Origin of the sequence: Niallia endozanthoxylica, assembly GCF_008710145.1 — a bacterium.
GTDB lineage: Bacteria > Bacillota > Bacilli > Bacillales > Cytobacillaceae > Bacillus_BD > Bacillus_BD endozanthoxylica.
On record NZ_VYKL01000010.1, the window covers coordinates 309558 to 327230 of the forward strand.

Below are 17673 nucleotides of genomic sequence, written 5' to 3' on the forward strand. Positions count from 1 at the left end.
TAAGTATACTAAAATGCTTGTTGGAAAGAGACTAGCCGATGATATTATAACCTGAATCTACATAGATATCTTCACCTGTAACGCCTCTAGATAGATGACTAAGCATTGCCATTGTCATGTCACCCACCTCTTCTTGTGTTACATTTCTTTTTAACGGTGCAGATTCTTCAATCTTATGTAGTATTTCGTTAAAAGAACCAACGCCTTTAGCAGCAAGAGTGCGAATGGCTCCAGCAGAAATGGCATTAACACGAATGTTCTCTTTCCCTAAATCTGATGCTAAATATTTTACCGATGATTCAAGAGCTGCTTTTGCTACTCCCATCACATTATAGCCAGGAACCACTCTTTCAGCTCCAAGATAACTCATTGTAACGATAGAGCCGCCTTCAGTCATAAAAGGTTTTGCTTCTCTTGCAACAGCTATTAGTGAGTACGAGCTAGTATCTTGAGCAAAAGCATATCCAGACCTTGAAGTATTTATAAAATCCCCTTTTAAATCTTCGGAGTGTGCAAAAGCGACTGAGTGTACAATTCCGTGGATTATTCCTACATTTTCACCGATTTCTTGAAAGGCATCTTTAATACTTTCATCGTTGTTTACATCGCATGGTACGATTAACTGAGCAGAATAGTTATTTTCCATTAATAACTTATTTAATTTTCCCAGTGAGCGTTCTAATCGATAGGTAAAAATAAGATTAGCACCTGCTTTATAAAGTGATCTAGCCACACCCCAAGCAAGGCTGCGCTCATTAGCCACGCCCATTATGACAATATTTTTACCCTTTAATTTAAGCAAATCTTCCATTTTTTCCTCCTAAGTTGACTAATAAACCAATATAGTTATACCTAGTTTTAATAGCAGGTACTAAAATTAACTATATCATATTTCCGATTTAATCTAAACTGCTTTGTTATGGCTTTTAGAATTGTCGATGTTCAATTTCTGAAGGATACTCATCCTATAACGTTTGCCACGTAATAAAAATGAAAGATATTTGGGCAACATTTTTTCTAGTATAATAGAAAGGTAGGTGTAATAATATCGATTTATTACGGATAGAGTAATTTGTTATGGTGGCGTTTACATTTATAAATAATAAAGAAGGGGGGATTTCTATGATCATCCATACAACAGGAAAAAGTTACAATCATGATTTAGATATTCATAACCGGAAAATAGTCACTCCAGAATCAGCGTTTGGCATTCTGAGGAAAACACTGGTTTCAAATATTGGACAAGAACGATTAAAAGGATTCCTTATTCGTTTTGGCTGGGAAATGGGAGTATATGATGCCAATCAAGCTCTAAAGGAAGAGTTCACAATAGAGGATTTATTTAAACAGGGACCCATCTATCATTGTATGAATGGACAGATTTCCGGATCAGAGTATGAGGGTCGTGCGGAAATAGATGAACATAATCAGATTATCTCCTTATTTGGAACAGGTACTTGGGAGAATTCATATGAGGCTTTGGATCATCTGAAGAGATTTGGAATAGTTGAACATCCTGTTTGTTATACTCTTATTGGCTATGCAAGTGGTTTTATGTCAACCATTAGTGACCAGCAGGTTTTGGCAAAAGAAGTAGCCTGTGTCGGAAAGGGAGATTCAGAATGCCGCTGGGTTATAAAGTCGCAAAATGAATGGGATGATGAACTAATAGATGAGCTCCCCTACTACAATGAAAAACCCATTGTCAAAGAGCTTCAGTATACGTATGAACAATTGCTTGAACAAAAAAATACGGTGACGAGATTGATGGAGTTTCAAAAGGTTTTAACGGAAGAGATTGCTAATGGGAGCAATTTACAAACGATTATCGATATGGTATATAACTTAATTCAAATTCCGATTCTAGTTCAAGATATAGATTTCCGGAGCATCGCTTATTCAGGACTATCACAGGATGAATTTAATAAAATTCAGGATGAAATGAATCGTTACATACAAGAAAATAGAACCATATTACCTCAGACTCGAAAAGAGAAACATCAATTGCCTTTTCGAAAAAAAATCATCAAAATGGATTATCAGGAGCATTTAATTGTTCCATTTTTTATAGAAAAAGAGGTTTTTGGATATTGTACATTTCTTTATAACGATATGAATACGGTGAATACGGAAGATGATTATATGTTATTGGCTCGAATTGCAAATGCCGCGTCTCTTATCCTATTAAATGAGAAAACTAGATTGGAATCCTATACTAGAATGAAAGGGATATTCCTTGAGCAGGTATTAAACGGTACGATTTCTTCTAAAAAGGAAATGATGGTTAAGGGAAGATATACAGGATTAAATTTGGAGTTGCCATACTACTTAGCTATTTTGGAATATAGTAATCCATCGCTTGCTCTGGAGGAGGAATTTCATTTTCAAGAAAAAATCTTTGAAACTCTCTCTCAATATATTAAGAGGGAGGAAATAAATAGTTTAATTGGACTGTATGAAGGAAATTTCATTCTTTTTATCACAAGAGAGGGGAAGGAAAAGAAAAACATTGAGTCCATTATGGAGGGACTCTACCAAGAATTAAATAAAAAATACCCAAAATTTACATTTAAACTGGGCATCAGTAACGAAGGACACAAGATAGAGAATTTGAAGCAGCAATATGAAGAGGCTTCTGTGGCCTTACGGCTGAATACCGCAAAACAAGTGATGTTATTTAAATCTCTTGGGATTGTTGGACTCTTGATTAACTCCAATAATAGGGATGGTATTAAAATGTTAGCCCATCAAGAGCTAGGACCCTTACTACATAAAGAAGATCCTAAAATGGTAGAGTTGATGAAAACTCTGTATATATTCTTGTTGAATGGCGGAAAGCTCGAGCAAACACTCCTTGATTTATCTATTTCAATGAGCGGCCTTCTGTATAGAATTAAAAAAATTGAAAATATAATAGATAAAGATCTTCGTAATCCCACTGATGCCTATCAATTATTACTATTAATAGAATCTTTAATTGCACTAGGGGAATGTAGTCTTTAGGTTTAATGTAAACACGGATTCACTCTCATAGTTTTTTTACACCATTTAACGTATAGATGCACCAAAAAAAATTTACTAAAAAGGATTGTATTTTAACAGTTTTTTATTATATTCAAAGGATTCAGAAATTTATATTATTTAGGTAGAACCTGAGTTAATGATGGCTTCAATAAATCTTTTGAAAGCGAATTCAAATATAAGGTTCAAGATCTATACATGAGAAAGGAGTTTTATCTAATGGGTTCATATCAGACTAAAAAAATCAATACTGGAAAATACAATACATTTTTCTGTGAAGGTGGGGAATCAAACTCCGAAATGATTATTTTCCTTCATGGTTCAGGACCGGGAGCCAATTCAGAGACCAATTGGCGAAATATTCTTCCTGCATTAACGGATCGCTATCATGTGATTGCTCCTGACTATTACGGATTTGGCAACTCTGATCACCCTGAGACACCGCCAAAGAGTTTTTGGGAGTGGACTCATTGCCGAGTGGAGCAGGTTTTAGAGTTAATGGATTATTTAAATATCGAAAAAGCAAAGCTTGTCGGAAATTCAATGGGTGGTGTCATTTCAATGAACTTAGTGATGACGGCACCAGAACGATTTGAAAAAGTACTATTAATGGGCAGTGGAGGGGGAGAAGCGGCTCCAACCCCTGAGATAGCGAGAATGGTAGGGTTTTATAAAAATCCAACGTATTCGGCATTAAAGAATTTAACCACTTGGTTTGTTCATGACCAAAAGAGTTTGGGAGAAGAACTAGAAACGGTTATAAACGAGCGTTATGAAAACGTCATGCGCCCTGAAATTAGAAAGTCTTATATGAGTAATGCATTCCCAACCATGCCAGGGGAGAGTGTGATTCCTCCAAATGCGTTAAGACAAATGGAACAACCATTTCTATTACTTCATGGCGTGGAAGACCGATTTGTTGCAAAAGAAAGCAGTTTATCATTGCTTCAGCATCTGCCAAACGCTCAGCTACATTTGATTAAAGGCTGCGGCCATTGGATGCAAATTGAAAAGCGTGAAATATTCTTAAATCTATTAACACAGTTTTTTGAAGGGAAATTAGATTGATATAGTTAAACATTCGTATATGCCAGGCTGACTTAAAGCCTGGTATATATCTAACTAAAATATTTTCAATATTCATAATATTATTAAAAAAGGGGGGTTACTATGTCAAATGAGTTATTAAAAACAGAACATAGTACGGTTGAACAATTATTAGCGGGGGCTGAAAGAATCGGTCAATTGGCAGAACAGGAAGCGCTAGATGCCGAGCAAAATCGGACCATTTCTGAAAACGTTGTCAATTTAATAAAAGAAACTCAAATCTCACGCATGTTGCTTCCGAAGAAATATGGCGGCCCTCAAATTGATCTAAGAACATTTGCACAAATTATTCGAAAAGTTTCTTATCATAATATTTCAGCAGGATGGTTGACTTATCTATATCCGCTTCATAATTCGCTTCCGTCTTATCTTCCGGAAAAAGGGATGGATGAAATTGCGGCATCAGAAGGGTTAATCGTTGATGTCTTTGCTCCTGTAGGAAAAGCTGAGAAGGATGGCGATGGATATCGCATATCAGGAAAATGGCATTTTGCCAGCGGTGTTCTGCATAGTGAATGGATTGGTCTTGGGGTCATCATGGAATTACCGGATAGCACAGGTCCTGAGTTTTGTATGCCGCTTATGAAAACATCTGAAGTGGAAATTTTAAATAACTGGGATACTTTTGGATTACGAGGTTCCGGAAGCAACTCGGTCATTGCTGATCATGTGTATGTACCCATTGAGCGAATCCTGCGTTTAGATCGAGTAGCGGTAGAAAGGAAACGCCCGCCGTTTGATCACTATGATAGGGATTATCCATTTTACCATAAACCATTTTTCTCTGCTTTCTATATTGGGTTCCAAAACATCGCACTTGGCGGAGCAGAGCGTCTGTTAAAGGAATTTAAAGAGCGTACGGAAAAACGGATTCGTATTGATGGAACACCTGAAAAAGAATCTCCACGCAGCCAAAGAGTGCTTTCAGAACTAACGATGAAGTATAAACAAGCAGAGTTATTAGTCAATCATTATATTGATTTGTTAGAAAATTATGATGAGGAAAATCCAACACCACCTGAGGAGTTTTTTGCTATCAGGGCAACAGCTATCAAACATTGCACAGAAATAGCGAATAGAATCCTTTTAACACTAGGAGGAGCAGCGCTTTCTAAAGGTGACATTGTGGAATTAATGACGAGAGATATTTTAGCTGTTGCGACTCATATTACTGCGTTATACGAAGATGCCGTAGCAGATTATGGTAAAAATCTCTTTGGTTACGAAACAACACGGAATGGTTAATGAGTTTATATTGCATCAGGCTCAAAATTTTAGTCTGATGCAAAAAATAATAAACCAAGAGAATGGAATGGCGATGTAGGAAAGGAGATTGCATGGAAACGATTTATTTAAACCAAGATAGTTTGGCTTATTGGCAAGGGAAAGCAAAACGGAGTGTCGCAGCTTTAGGTTTCTTTGATGGGATTCATAAAGGGCACCAGGAAGTGATTCGAACGGCTTCACAAATAGCTAAAAGGAAAAATCTTTCGCTTTCGGTAATGAGCTTTTTTCCTCATCCAAAGGAAGTGATTTCTAATGGAAAAAAACAAGTGAACTATCTCATGCCTTTGTCTGAAAAGGAGGAAAGGCTCCGTGCACTTGGTGTCGATACATTCTATATCGTTGAATTTACTAAAGAATTTGCTTCTCTTCTCCCTGCCCAATTTGTAGCTCAATACTTGCTGGATCTTGGTATTGTTCATGCAGTCGCTGGTTTTGATTTTTCTTATGGCTACAAGGGTACCGGACATATGGGTCGATTACAAAAGGATTCCTTTGGACTCATTGATGTAACAAAAGTGAAAAAATTAGAGTTTCATGGAGTGAAAATAAGTTCAACCCTCATTCGGGAAAATTTGATGAAAGGGTATGTAGAAGAATTACCATCTCTTCTAGGAAGGCCTTACGAAGTGGAAAGTGTATGGGACGGGAATGCATTAGAAATGCTGCCATACTACACACTTCCTGCCCCCGGTTGCTATGAGGTTATTTTAAAAAATAAAACGGAGTCCATCCAAACAAAAATGATCGTATCAGAAACAGTAGATGGTTTATCGTTAACATGTTTGTCAGAGATTTCAAACTTGATGACAGGGAGGCTTTCCATTGTTTGGCTTCAGCGCATGATAGGGGAAAATCATTTAAGCTTGTCTGAGAAGATCTCTTTATCATCTTTATAAATTTAGAGGGTTATAAGGATGGGAATTTAATAGAAAGAGTGAGATGGGGATGGCTTTTACAAAAGTATGTACGTTACAGAATATACCAGAAAATAAAGGTTTAAAGGTGGAGAATGGAGAGGCTAGTGTAGCCGTCTTCAAAGTGAATGGGAAAGTATTTGCCATACAGGACCTCTGTTCTCATGGACTCTGGTCACTTTCAGAAATTGGGTATTTGGAAGGTGACGCCGTTGTATGTCCCTTGCATATGGGGAAATTTTGTGTTCATACAGGAAAGGTCACATCATTACCGCCCAACCGGCCGCTGAAAAAATATCCGGCTCTTGTTGAAGGGGAAGATGTTTATGTTGCTTTTGATGAAGGATACATTGCGGAATAGGCTAAGCATAAAAATAGGAAAGACAGATAAATCGTTTCTATAAATAAAAATAAAGTCTAAAAAAGGAAGGTTGATTAAAATGACTATTAAACAATTAGGGTATTTAGGTTTTTCGGTAAAAGACGTTCCAGCTTGGAGTCAACTATTAACAAGCGGGTTGGGTTTAGAAGAAGTGGAAAGTAACAATGAAACAGCCCTCTTTCGCTTAGATTCTAGAGCATGGAGAATTGCCGTGGATTATGGTCAAGAAGATGATGTCTCTTATATTGGGTTTGAAGTAGCCAATGCTCAAAGTTTAGAACAACTGACGGAGAAGTTGATTAATAATGGAATAGAAGTAAAGACAGGGGATATTGAATTAGCAAAACAACGCGGCGTACTAGATATCATTTCATTAACAGATCCATATGGCTTACCAATCGAAATCTACTACGGTGCAACCGAGGCTTTTAATAGACCATTTGTGTCGCCAGCAGGAGTGTCAGGTTTCCTTACTAGTGAACAAGGGTTAGGGCATATTGTGCGCAACGTTCCAGATGTACAGGAGGCTATGTCATTCTATACGGAAATCTTAGGCTTTAAGTTATCCGACATTATTGAGATGAGCGTAGGACCAGTGGTGATTCCCATCTATTTCTTACACTGTAACGGACGTCATCATACGCTTGCCCTTGCAAGTATGCCAATGCCGAAGCGAATTCAGCATTTCATGTTTGAAGTGAAGTCACTGGATGATGTGGGACATGCTTACGACCGTCTTGATAAAGAGGATGCTATTACTCTATCACTTGGAAAACATAGCAATGATCATATGATATCTTTCTATGCGATGACACCATCTGGAATTGAAGTCGAGTATGGGTGGGATGGCAGACCGATTGATGAAGCTTGGAGTGTAGTAAGACATGACACCATCAGTGCATGGGGACATAAGCCGCTCAAGCAAACTTTAAAAGTTTGAAATACGGGGACGGTTCTCACGTTTCATTAATGGAGAGTAAGCTCCAAAAAATGAAATGGAACCGTCCTCGTGTTTCTCTGAAGATAAGTCCGAAATAGTTCATTTGGTAATGTAAATAATAATATAAACATGTGTCATTAGCTTTTTTAAATAATCAAGGCATTTTATGTAATAAAACGTTATAAGGAAATTAGGTTACAATAGGAGAAGGTGGTTTGATGAAATCAACAGATACATTCACAGACAAAGCTGAGGTATATGCAAAATATCGTCCAAGCTACCCTCTTGAATATATTGAATATTTAATTTCTGAGGCTGGCTTAAATGAGGATTGTGTGATTGCGGATATAGGTTCGGGGACTGGAATTTTAAGTAAGCAGCTTCTTGAAAGGGGATTTACCGTAATCGGAGTGGAACCAAATGATCATATGAGAACAGTGGCAGAACAAACTTTAAAGCCTGATTCCCGTTTTATTTCAGTGAAAGCCACGGCTGAACACACAACTCTAAATAATCATAGTCTAGATTTAATAACAGTAGCACAGGCATTTCACTGGTTCGACATGGAGAAGTTTAGATTGGAATGTCAGCGGATTTTGAAACATGATGCGCAAGTAGCCCTTGTGTGGAATAGCCGGGATGTGTCAAGCGATATAAACAAGGAAAGTGCTGATGTTTGTTATAAATACTGTCCAAATTTTAAAGGTTTCAGCGGAGGTATGGAGGAAAACCCGATTCCATTTCAGCAATTTTTTAAAGATGGAAAGTATGAGTTTAACTACTTTCGCAATGACTTACCGTTTCATTTAATTGGATTTTTAGGCAGGTACTTATCCGCTTCCTTTTCCCCAAAAAAGACCGACAAGGAGTACCAGCCCTTCATTACTGCCTTATCGAATGTATTTGAAAAGTATAGTAACAATGGGAAAATAATTATTCCAAATATAACAAGAAGCTACTTGGGTAAAGTGTAATGATTTATCTTCTTAATATCTACAGTTGAAACGCGAGAACCGGTCCTCAATTCCCCAGTGGTTTGTTTCTTCAAAAGTTCCACCTCTAATCAATGGTTAATATGCTATATTTATAAACCAATTGAAATGAGGTGGCCTGGTGTATTTTTTTAGATCCATTTCAGATGATGTTCGAATGGCCCAATTTGAATTTCGCAAACAGACAAAAGCGAAGAGACTAGTTTTAGGGTCCTTTCTTTCTTGTATGGCTGTTATCCTTCAAGGGGCAGGAGAATTATTGCCAGGGATTGGATACTTTGTCAGTCCATTTGCCACTTTGCCTATTCTGATTGGCGCGATGCTTTCCTTTCAGATGGGGGTGCTGTCTTATGTTCTAACCATCCTGTTGCTCTTCATTCTGTTTCCAAGTGAACTAGTCATTTTTCCGTTTACAACTGGCTTGTTAGGGATTGGAATAGGCGCAGCTTTTTCCTTTTTCAAGAAGAGATTAACCATTATTTCTATTGGCGCCACCTGCTTAACTCTAGGAATGATGATCCTGCTATATATTTTTCACTTTCCCGTTCTTGGTTCAGCGGTATCGGATTCTTATTCCTTTCACACCGCAGGAAGTATATTTTTATTTTCTTTCCTTTATAGCCTGTTGTGGGTTGAAATAGGTTTATTCTTTTTTAAAAGGATTAAAAGTTCCTCTTCCTGATTTTTCAAAGGACTAAGGGGATAGGTTTGTCCCCATTTGACTAATACATCGGTCCGCGGTCCTGATGTCCCACTAATTCAAAAACCGCTCCTTGGTTAAAGTCGGTCACTTTCATTGAACCATGGACTCCTAAATACAGTCTGGTTTGATTGAGATTACTTCCTAAACTAACATAATAGGCTGATTGAGATCCATAGTGATCATCCGTTTCAATCACACGATAATCATTTGGTTTGCCATCTGTTCTTACCCTGGTATAAGCTAAAACTCCTCTATTCTGACGTTGAGATTCTTTCTTCTGAGCAAGGTCGGTAAATACAACACTTCCCGTTAAAGCGGGGATTCCATTTCCCATATAGGCTTGTACGCCGGTAAGTGCAGTTCCGCCAAACTTATCGGGCCTTTGATCCTTATGAAGATAACTAGTTAACGGCGGAAGACGCCTCACGGAAGTTTTTACTGCTTCATTGAAAAAGGCAATATCTTTCTTATCTAAAGCCGGATTTGCCGAGCAGCCATTAAGAATCATAGTAGGAAAATCACCTTCCCACCCGCGCCAGCCAAGGTTAATCAATCCTTCATGGTTCATTCTAGAGTTCCTGTTAGAAGCCTGAACAAGCTGCGTAACCGGTATAGGTTTGTAGTGAACAAATGAAAAAATGGACTCTACCAACTCCTGTCCAACATTTCCCACGAATTTAATATACTGATTATTGTACCTTTGAAAGGAAATGCCGGGTATATTGCGAACTCCTTTAGCCATTACCGTAAGTGTCTCCTGAGCCGGTAAGGGGAGTTCATGAAAACGTGTAACAGCCGGTGGATTATTGATAAATGTATTCTTCGCTACATCGATTTCAATGATTTTACCGGCAATCTCCATATCATCTTGGCTTAGATTAAAGGGATCATAGCCCGACCCGCCATCACCGGTTGTGAGGACAAGCTTACCTGTTTCAGGTGAAAAATTTAAGCTATTGACACCGTTATGATTGGAAAAAGGTCTTCTTAAATGAAGCAAGGTGCGTCGTATACGAGGCTGCCCATTCGATGGTAAAATCCACTCTTCAACCGTATCTATATGATCATATTGAGTCTCCCTATTTGTCCACCTTAAGTTTAACGTTTCAGGGTTACACGGGTCAGGGGTAAAGCCGCCAGGAAGGGCACCTGGACCTTGTGTTCCAGCTGCGGAATAATGAAGATAAAACAGACCATTATAATAGAATCCAGGATGAAACGCTAAACCCAGTAATCCCCGTTCATCATATCCACCGGAACCACCTAATTTTATGACTCGAGCACGGATATCTAAAAAAGTCCTTAAATCCCCGTTTCCTATATAAAAAATCTCTCCAAGCTGGGTGGCAATAAATAATCTTTCCATAGAGTCACCAGGCAGGATAGCTGTTTTCAAAACAGTGGGTAAATTAATCCTGCTAACAATAGGCTGTAAACCAATTTTCACTTTCATCAAAAATGATACACTCCTTCTCATTATTTTCCTTTAGAAGAATATGTTTAGAACATTTCTATTAGTCCCCAAGCTTCTAAAATTTAATGGTATCTCGTTCCTCAATGAATAATGACAAGGGGGGAATTCTATTTTTTGAGCGGATAATCTTATTGCTAAAGGAAAGGTAAATAAGCATCTTTCAGAAATAGATGAATTTTTACTATTTTCAGTAACCATTATAATAAGCAACCGCAAATTTAATGAAAATAAGCCTAATCTTTCCTACATAAGCGATGAGGATTTTATACGAAAAAAACTGTAAATTGAATATATGAAAGCGTTAGCAAAACGAAAGGGAGGGTAATGACGATAGAAAGACATTCTGTCCGCCATTTTCAGAATATAAAAAATTATTAAAATTATGCTCTGTTAAATAGGAGTGTTGATAGTCCAAATTCCTCTAGGACATATGTTCAGCCTGTTAATCATGCTGAAACTCGATTGTCCCATGGGTCATTTTCAACATTCATCATGAACAGAGCACCAAATGAAGATAACAGAGGAGGCTTTTTATGAAAATAATGAATGCCAATGAGATTTACGACAAGGGAACCTTTAACCGCTATCATTTTAATATGCTTTTCTTGCTTTTTGTGGTTATTTTGTTTGATGGGTATGATACGGCGGTTTATGGTGCCATTGTTCCAGTATTGATGGAAGAGTGGTCCCTTTCAACAGTCGCTGCTGGTGCTATTGGAAGTTACACGGTAATTGGTACGGTTGTGGGTGCTTTTATATTTGGACTCATGGCTGATAAAGTGGGCCCAAAGAAAATTACGGTCATTAGTGTGGTTATTTTCAGTTCATTTACCGTTTTGGCAGGCTTTGCAACGGAACCCGTATTATTTACGGTTTGCCGCGTGATTGCAGGACTTGGACTTGGCGGAGTTATGCCGAATGTGGTTGCTTTAACGACAGAATTTGCACCAAAGAAAATCAGAAGTGCGATGATCGCTACGGTATTTTGTGGTTACTCTGTTGGATCGATGTCTGTCGCTCTATTAAGTAAATCGATTATTGGCTCTATGGGATGGCAGCCGCTTTATTGGTTAGCAGCAATCATGCTTGTATTAACTCCCGTTCTTATCAAATCAGTACCTGAATCATTACAGATTCTTGTTAAACAAGGAAAACATGCGCAAATTCGAGCGATTCTTAAAAAAGCCGTTCCGAATGAACATATTTCTGATAACGTTGTTTTTGAACAGATTGCTGTAGACAAACAAAAGAAATCAGCTATCGGTTCCTTATTTAAAGATAAACGCGGTTTCAGTACCATCATGTTTTGGGTAGCATCATTCTGCTGCTTTATCCTTATTTATGCAATGAATACATGGCTGACGAAATTAATGATTCAAGCGGGTTATAACTTAGAATCTAGTTTATTGTTCTTAGCTATATTAAATGTCGGAGCCATTATTGCCTGCATTGTCGGCGGTTCTTTAATGGAAAAATATGGATTCAAAAAGGTTCTTGTTCCGATTTACCTTGCTGGTTCTATTGCATTGGTGTTTGTTTCTGTAACAAAAAGCATCCTATTAGCCTATGTATTAGTGGGAATTATTGGAGCAGCATCAATAGGTATTCATGTTCTCATCTTCCCGCTTGTGTCACAATACTATCCACCAGAAATGAGATCGACAGGATTAGGTATTATGATGGCTTTTGGCCGAGTGGGTGGAATTGTCTCTCCAGTACTTGTGGGGATGTTAATGTCTCTAAATCTTGCTGTTCAACTAAATTTCATGGTTATTGCTATTGCTGGAGTACTAGGAACACTTTCTATTATCTTAGTTCAAGAGAAGCATGCTTATTACCGTCAGACAGAAAAGCTTTCGGATTCTGAACGAGTTAGCTAATCTGTTTGCGTTAGGAATCCCCTTAAACCATTCGTTTAAAGGGGATTTTTAATGAGACAGCGGCTTACTATATTTCTAAGAATTCCCTTTGATGAAATAGTATCATTTTTTAATAACATTCGAACTTATCAAAGATAATAGAGTCTATTAGAGTACAGAATATATCATTTAGTAGATGGGTTCATTATTTGTTATAACTATCAGCGTTTAAAGGAGAGGTGACAATGGAACTTACAATTAAGGAAAAACTAGTAAAGGACTGGGACAATCATCTTCGACAAACCTCTCGACAACTGATTAAGTTTGATACAGAAGAAGAAACATTGAACTTTTTATCTGATTCATTTCGTTTGGAATTTTCCTGTGACTTTGTCGGCATTCTTGTAAAGGACGGAGATCATTTGATTCCAAAGGTATGGAGCGGCGCTTTACCTTCTATAACCGAACGTTTTCCTATTAGGATGGATCTTTGCAACCCTAGTCTATTAGTGAAAAGTTTGATGTTTGATGCTTCTGAAGGACATTCTTCATGCGAGTTTACAAATTTATGGATCAATGAAAAAGTCTCCACGTGGTTTACGGTTCCATTGATGAGCGAATGGAATTCGATTGGATTTTTCATTGTTGGTTATCTTCAGCCGATAAAGCTCATCCCAGAAATGGAACAATCTTTTGATGAGTTTGGAAAAGATGTTGCTGCAGCCATCACTATATCAAGAAGTAAAGAATTACAGAAAACGAGAATGCTAGGAGTCCAGTGGATTAACCAACACTCTTCATTAGAACTTTCTGTTGATGACGCAGTTGCCAAGTTAGTGAAAGGGGCAGGGAAATTAGTAGGGGCTAGTGTGGCTTGTATCTATTTTTATGATGAAAGTGACAACTGCTTTATCTTTCAGCCCCCATCATATGGCGGAATGGAACCGGCGCATAAGATTGTCGTTGATAAGAATTACGAGTTGAAGCATTACTTTCCTTACGTAGAAACCCCAGGAGGGCATCAATTAACGATTCCTTTAGTCATTAACTTAAAAATAATTGGAGTTTTATACATTGAAAATCATAATGGAAGCATTTTTACACAAGATGATTTGGAAACACTGGGCTTTTTATCGAATCATGTAGCTGTTATGTTAGAAAATGCTCGTTTGTATAGAAATGAAAAAGAGCATAAACAAAGACTTCATCACTTACTGGATTACCAGCAGTCTCTTGTAAAGGAAACGGTTGAGGGAGATCAATTTGATGGAATTACAGATAGATTAAGTCATCTTCTTTCAACTTCTGTTATCCTAGTAGACCGCTTTATGAGACCCCTTTCATTTAAACTTTACCAGATTGATGAAGAGGAGCTCCATCAACTTGTGGAACTTGCCACCTATAAAATGATTCAAGGTCAACAGGGTACAGGGTCGCATTTTACACCTAATCCTAATAATGGGAGGAAAGTGGCAACCTGGGCAATTAATGGTTCAGGCAATTTATTAGGGTATTTAGTGGTTGATGTAACCGATAAAGAAATGAATGATTTTAATCGTCTAACGATTAATTTAACTCGAAATGTTTATTCTATCCAATTTATAAAGCAAAAGATTGCTTTAGACTCTAGTGAGCAAGTAAAAGACAGTTTTATGAATAAATTACTGGTTGAGAAAATAGAGGATACAGAAAGTATTATTCAATATGCGAATTTGTTCGATTGGGACCTGTTTCTGCCGCATCGAGTGGCTGTACTCTCCTTATCTATCAAAAATGAAGAGATGAATATGAATGTATTGGAAGTAGAAGCGGAGAAATCGAGGGTTTGGGAACAAATAAAAGCAAAAATCGCACACCGTCATCCAGAAATAAAAATGGCTAACAAAAATGGCGAATGGGTCCTGATTGCTCCGGAAAATAAAGAGGATAATAAGCCAAAAGTATATTGGTCTAAATTATATCAATATGTTAAAAATTTGGTTGACATGCACAGTGAAAAATGTCAGGTTTATATCACTGTGGGTGGAAAAACCAAAACATTAGGTAATTACTATGCCTGTTATATGCAAGCATTAAAAGCATTGAACGTAGTGGTCAATCGTTTTCATGATATTGGTTTTGCTTTATTTGATGAATTAGGACCTTATACAATCTTACATGAATTAAACGACTCACAAACCACTCACTTGTTTATTCAAAAGAATCTGGCCCCTCTGCTTCAATATTCAGAAGGGAAGGGTACGAAAGGGATGGATTTGTTCCATACCTTACGAGTCTATCTTGAGAATAATGGCAGTATTAAAGAAACAACGGAAGAATTGTATATTCATCGAAGTTCTCTTCTTTATCGGCTTGAAAAAATAAGTCATTTACTTGATATGGATATTACTGATTCAGAGTGTCGATTTAATTTAATGATGGCGTATAAATTATATGACTTATATATAGGTAACATGGCTCCTTCTTAAGGTGCAAGGTCTTCGTTTAATACAAAAAATAGAGAAGCTAGTAATCTAAATGTAGCAGATTACTAGCTTCTCTATTTGTTTTCTTTTCTCTTTTTACTAAAATGAGTAAAGATTTAGAGTAAAGGGGACAGGTCCATTCACCAAAAATAGGCCTAGAATCTATCAATCAATTCTAAAAAATTTTTACCTAGTATGTATTCCTTTTGATGATCAGGAATGTGAAGTGAATCAATCCAGCTTCGCTTATCTCCATAATCATATTGGTTAAATTGTTTCATCCCATACGGGCCATCGCAGCCATAAAGAACCTTCCGATAACCTAATGCATCCACGGCTTCCTGTACAATGGATGGGGTCAGATAATCGCTGGAGGTGTCAACATATACATTCCGTTGATTCTTTGCGAATGTCCATAGTTTTCGCCAAAAAGGGAGACCGGCGTGTGCATAAATGACCTTCAGTTTAGGGTAGTGCTCCGGCAAATATTTATAAGACTCTTTTTCTGATGATAGATGAATAATGATGGGAATTCCTTTTGCTTCACACATGGCTGCAACAGGATCAAGTGCTCGAATTGAATATTGGTGCATGAAGGGATGTGCCTTGACTCCAATAAAATCGGGTTGTTTGAGATAGTGTTCGACTTCTTCTATGGATTCGGGAATCGTAGGATTCACGGCTGCCCATCCTAGAAAACGATCTGGGAATCGATGGATGGCCGCAGCGACCAGATCATTCTTTGGTTTCGGAAAGATTTTGTATGACTGTCCATAAAGGTTGAACAGGCCATCACGAACGAGTCCATCATAAATAGGAAAACCGATAGGAGGGACATGCAGGATGAGGAAGCGGAATAGGTTTTGTATCCTATGATGAATGGTGCTGTCTACTTCAAACATCGTTTCGTTCATTGGCGCAATCAAGGCTGTTTTCGCTACATGATGTTGGTCCATACCTTCTATCATTTTTTCTAGTGTCAACATTGTTTCGTCTATATGAAAATGGCAATCAATGATCACATTCATCTTCTCCTCTAACACATCATATTCTCTTCGTAAACTAATGAACGCACCTCTCAAGTTCTAAAAAACTATATGAATCATGATATCATCATTTGAAGGTTTTAAGAGCAATGACAAATGAATTATTTTGGATATCCAAAAGAGGACTGTTTCTTGGACACTGCAGTTTTTATTAAAACATACTTGACAGGTAGGGATTATAAGGTTTAAAATTATAACTAATAAAACATATGAAATTAATCGGATTAATTAAAGTGATTTTGAATATAACCTGAAAAGATCAATAGCAAGCATCTAACGAAATGAAAACAACCATGTTCAAGGGAGAGGTTCAAATGAGAACGAGAAATAGTGTGGAAAAAAGACGAGAAAAACTAATCGATAAACTTTTTGGATATAGTGTGTTTAAAATTAATGGCAAACAGCTTTATGAATTGCCGCTTTCTATATTAGAACGTGAATACAGAAAGTATCAATCCCAATACCATCCGCATGGTGAATTTGGTTCTATAAGATGGACGTAAATAAATTGAAACAAGGAGACAGTTTCTGAACTGCACCCCAATTGTTAGACACAAAAACTAACAATTGGGGTGCAGTTATTTATGAAGAAATATTCTTTAGAAACTAAATTAGCAGCGGTTAAATCCTATCTCGATGGTGTGGAATCGTTAAGAATGATAGACGAAAAGTATCGTGTGAGTAAAACGATGTTACATCGGTGGGCAGCCAAATATCAAAATCATGGATTCAATACTTTTCAAGAGCCATATACAAAATACTCTTTTTTGCCTTATCTTATCTATATTTTTTTGTCCGTAACCAAACTCTACATGTGTAAGGGTAGCGTAGTTGCCAAACACCTCTTCATCTTTTAAAAACACTCGAATTCTAAGGTTATTCTCTAAATCATACGTACACAATTGATTCCCGTATGTTTCGTCCTTTAATCCAATAAAAGTAAATTGGGCATCTCTGTTTTTTTTTCCATTCCTTTTTCCACTGTTTAAAAGTCAGGCTGTTTTCTTCAAGATTAACTGTTTTTGGAATAGTTTTTTGAGCCAAAACAAATTCTTCCTTTTTCTTCATAAAAATCACTTTTCAACTTTTCCAATTTTAACTGATTTCCGAAAGAAGTCTCCCATCCTCAAGGAACGATAGTGAGTAGGTGGGAGATGAATTTCGGTTAGGCGATAGCCTAAAGATTCTCGACATATTGCCAATGATTATTATGATAGGGAAACTCGCCACCTTTCAGATTGATCTATTTGTATGACTCACTAGGATACGTGATGTAATGGCCACGCTTGTCCCTGTAAAGCCTGCTCTCTGTATTCTTCGATTTTCGACCTTCTCTACTTTGTATCTGGGGAATTTTTCCCTAAAAGCATTTGAATCTATGTGCAAACAAATGTTCTGTTTGTTATAATAGATATATACCAAATGTTAGGAGGTGGGAACGTGTATCGAACCTTAAAAACTCCGTTTCGTGCTAGTTATACAA

Annotated in this window: 14 protein-coding genes; 11 read left to right on the forward strand and 3 right to left on the reverse strand. The window is 37.3% G+C overall.

Annotated elements, in window-relative coordinates:
- Positions 1–31: 31 nt before the first annotated feature.
- Positions 32–811, reverse strand: coding sequence for an enoyl-ACP reductase FabI (gene fabI, locus F4V44_RS04925; RefSeq protein ID WP_150438867.1), 780 nt, complete (start codon positions 809–811; stop codon positions 32–34).
- A gap of 311 nt (positions 812–1122) precedes the next feature.
- Between fabI and F4V44_RS04930 the strand changes: the two genes are divergently transcribed.
- From F4V44_RS04930 to F4V44_RS04965, 8 genes are all read left to right on the forward strand, one after another.
- Complete coding sequence (locus F4V44_RS04930; RefSeq protein WP_223881798.1) at positions 1123–3003, forward strand: XylR N-terminal domain-containing protein; 1881 nt, start codon at positions 1123–1125, stop codon at positions 3001–3003.
- 237 nt (positions 3004–3240) lie between these two features.
- Complete coding sequence (locus F4V44_RS04935; protein WP_150438868.1) at positions 3241–4089, forward strand: alpha/beta fold hydrolase; 849 nt, start codon at positions 3241–3243, stop codon at positions 4087–4089.
- 102 nt (positions 4090–4191) lie between these two features.
- Complete coding sequence (locus F4V44_RS04940; protein ID WP_150438869.1) at positions 4192–5373, forward strand: acyl-CoA dehydrogenase family protein; 1182 nt, start codon at positions 4192–4194, stop codon at positions 5371–5373.
- A gap of 92 nt (positions 5374–5465) precedes the next feature.
- Positions 5466–6311: an FAD synthetase family protein gene (locus tag F4V44_RS04945; RefSeq protein ID WP_150438870.1), complete on the forward strand. Its 846-nt coding sequence runs from the start codon at positions 5466–5468 to the stop codon at positions 6309–6311.
- 49 nt (positions 6312–6360) lie between these two features.
- A complete protein-coding gene (locus F4V44_RS04950) occupies positions 6361–6690 on the forward strand; it encodes a non-heme iron oxygenase ferredoxin subunit (protein WP_150438871.1) in 330 nt (109 codons plus the stop codon).
- A gap of 79 nt (positions 6691–6769) precedes the next feature.
- Positions 6770–7651 (forward strand): biphenyl-2,3-diol 1,2-dioxygenase, encoded by an 882-nt coding sequence (bphC, locus tag F4V44_RS04955; protein ID WP_150438872.1) that lies wholly within the window; start codon positions 6770–6772, stop codon positions 7649–7651.
- Between the two features lie 218 nt (positions 7652–7869).
- On the forward strand, positions 7870–8625 hold the full coding sequence (locus tag F4V44_RS04960; protein WP_150438905.1) for a class I SAM-dependent methyltransferase: 756 nt from the start codon (positions 7870–7872) through the stop codon (positions 8623–8625).
- Between the two features lie 139 nt (positions 8626–8764).
- Complete coding sequence (locus F4V44_RS04965) at positions 8765–9325, forward strand: YybS family protein (protein ID WP_150438873.1); 561 nt, start codon at positions 8765–8767, stop codon at positions 9323–9325.
- 40 nt (positions 9326–9365) lie between these two features.
- Here F4V44_RS04965 and F4V44_RS04970 read toward each other — a convergent pair whose 3' ends face one another.
- Positions 9366–10802 carry a PQQ-dependent sugar dehydrogenase gene (locus F4V44_RS04970; protein ID WP_150438874.1) on the reverse strand — a complete coding sequence of 479 codons (1437 nt, stop codon included), beginning with the start codon at positions 10800–10802 and terminating at the stop codon, positions 9366–9368.
- A gap of 551 nt (positions 10803–11353) precedes the next feature.
- Here F4V44_RS04970 and F4V44_RS04975 point away from each other — a divergent pair.
- Complete coding sequence (locus F4V44_RS04975; RefSeq protein WP_150438875.1) at positions 11354–12700, forward strand: MFS transporter; 1347 nt, start codon at positions 11354–11356, stop codon at positions 12698–12700.
- Between the two features lie 224 nt (positions 12701–12924).
- On the forward strand, positions 12925–15147 hold the full coding sequence (locus tag F4V44_RS04980) for a helix-turn-helix domain-containing protein (protein WP_223881799.1): 2223 nt from the start codon (positions 12925–12927) through the stop codon (positions 15145–15147).
- Positions 15148–15299: 152 nt separating this feature from the next.
- Here F4V44_RS04980 and F4V44_RS04985 read toward each other — a convergent pair whose 3' ends face one another.
- The gene (locus F4V44_RS04985; RefSeq protein WP_150438877.1) at positions 15300–16172 is read right to left on the reverse strand and encodes an amidohydrolase family protein; all 873 of its coding nucleotides are present in this window, start codon (positions 16170–16172) and stop codon (positions 15300–15302) included.
- A 332-nt stretch (positions 16173–16504) separates the two neighbouring features.
- Here F4V44_RS04985 and F4V44_RS04990 point away from each other — a divergent pair, with 332 nt between their 5' ends.
- Positions 16505–16693 (forward strand): Fur-regulated basic protein FbpA, encoded by a 189-nt coding sequence (locus tag F4V44_RS04990; RefSeq protein WP_150438878.1) that lies wholly within the window; start codon positions 16505–16507, stop codon positions 16691–16693.
- Positions 16694–17673 lie beyond the last annotated feature (980 nt).

Bases quoted from the DNA above. Each gene is read 5' to 3' on its own strand.
- fabI (WP_150438867.1), bottom strand. From the start codon at position 811: ATGGAAGATTTGCTTAAATTAAAGGGTAAAAATATTGTCATAATGGGC.
- F4V44_RS04930 (WP_223881798.1), top strand. From the start codon at position 1,123: ATGATCATCCATACAACAGGAAAAAGTTACAATCATGATTTAGATATT.
- F4V44_RS04935 (WP_150438868.1), top strand. From the start codon at position 3,241: ATGGGTTCATATCAGACTAAAAAAATCAATACTGGAAAATACAATACA.
- F4V44_RS04940 (WP_150438869.1), top strand. From the start codon at position 4,192: ATGTCAAATGAGTTATTAAAAACAGAACATAGTACGGTTGAACAATTA.
- F4V44_RS04945 (WP_150438870.1), top strand. From the start codon at position 5,466: ATGGAAACGATTTATTTAAACCAAGATAGTTTGGCTTATTGGCAAGGG.
- F4V44_RS04950 (WP_150438871.1), top strand. From the start codon at position 6,361: ATGGCTTTTACAAAAGTATGTACGTTACAGAATATACCAGAAAATAAA.
- bphC (WP_150438872.1), top strand. From the start codon at position 6,770: ATGACTATTAAACAATTAGGGTATTTAGGTTTTTCGGTAAAAGACGTT.
- F4V44_RS04960 (WP_150438905.1), top strand. From the start codon at position 7,870: ATGAAATCAACAGATACATTCACAGACAAAGCTGAGGTATATGCAAAA.
- F4V44_RS04975 (WP_150438875.1), top strand. From the start codon at position 11,354: ATGAAAATAATGAATGCCAATGAGATTTACGACAAGGGAACCTTTAAC.
- F4V44_RS04980 (WP_223881799.1), top strand. From the start codon at position 12,925: ATGGAACTTACAATTAAGGAAAAACTAGTAAAGGACTGGGACAATCAT.
- F4V44_RS04985 (WP_150438877.1), bottom strand. From the start codon at position 16,172: ATGAATGTGATCATTGATTGCCATTTTCATATAGACGAAACAATGTTG.
- F4V44_RS04990 (WP_150438878.1), top strand. From the start codon at position 16,505: ATGAGAACGAGAAATAGTGTGGAAAAAAGACGAGAAAAACTAATCGAT.